The organism is Mesorhizobium sp. M7A.F.Ca.CA.003.01.2.1 (genome assembly GCF_003998945.1).
GTDB classification, from domain to species: domain Bacteria; phylum Pseudomonadota; class Alphaproteobacteria; order Rhizobiales; family Rhizobiaceae; genus Mesorhizobium; species Mesorhizobium ciceri.
The window spans coordinates 1-1140 of sequence record NZ_RZRA01001299.1 but is presented as its reverse complement, the minus strand read 5'-3'; the positions used below and the strand labels follow the sequence as shown (position 1 = coordinate 1140).

Sequence of the window (1140 nt, the reverse complement as noted above, 5' to 3'; positions counted from 1 at the left end):
TCTCCAGTCTTCGCCGCAGGCTTGGCGGATGCGGTCGACTTCGCCGCCGTGCCGGTTGCCGCCTTCGACGTCGCTTTCGGAGCAGGCTTTGCCTTCGCCGGCGGCACGGCTGCCTGCGAGGCTGCCTTGTTTGCCGCGGCGAGCGACCTGGCGTCGACCTGACCGGCCTTTGACGCTCCCTTGGCCACCGTAACCCGCTCGCCCGAACTATGGCCGACCGTGTCGGTCACCGGCCCGGCGAGATAGGACGACGATGTTCCCGGACCGTGCGCGGCATCCGGCCCCGTATCGAGCTGTTCGATGACATCTTCGTCGCCGACTTCGGTAAGGACCGCTTCGACTTCCTCGTCGTCGACGCCGAGATAGGCGGCGATGACGCGCGGATCGGTGCGCACCGACTGCGGACTGCCGTCGGAGATCTTGCGGCCATACTCCAGCACCACGACATGGTCGGAGATCTGCATGACCACCGACATGTCGTGCTCGATCAACAGGATCGAGGCGCCGGATGTGTTCTTGATGTCGATCAGCAGCTCGTTGAGCGCCGCCGATTCCTTCGGATTGAGGCCGGCCGCCGGCTCGTCGAGGCACAGAAGCTCGGGTCCCGTGCACATGGCGCGAGCGATCTCGAGACGGCGCTGCGCGCCATAGGGCAGGTCGCCGGCCGGGTCGTCGGCACGGTCGACAAGATCGGCCTTTTCCAGCCAATGCTTGGCGAGCTCCACCGATTCGGCCGAGGCCTTGCGATAGCCGCTGAAGCCGAACAGGCCAAGCACCGTGTAGCCCGATGCCTTCATCAGTTTGTTGTGCTGGGCGACCAGCAGGTTCTCCAGCAGGGTCATGCCGGAGAACAGGCGGATGTTCTGGAAGGTGCGCGCCACCTTGGCGCGCGCCGGGATTTCATGGTTGGGCAGCCGCTCGAGCAGGAAGGTCGAACCATCGTTCCGGTTGAGCGTGATCATGCCTTCCGAGGGCTTGTAGAAGCCGGTGATGCAATTGAACACCGTGGTCTTGCCGGCGCCGTTGGGGCCGATCAGCGCGGTGATCTCGCCGCGCTTGGCGGCGAAAGACAGATCCCCGATGGCCACCAGGCCACCGAACTTCATCGACAGATGATCGACCTGAAGGATAGCGTCGTTC

General features: G+C 64.7%; 1 protein-coding gene. It reads right to left on the bottom strand.

The window, feature by feature from the left end:
• On the bottom strand, positions 1–1140 hold a 1140-nt coding region (locus EN969_RS32160), incomplete at both ends, for an ABC transporter ATP-binding protein (protein ID WP_245467605.1).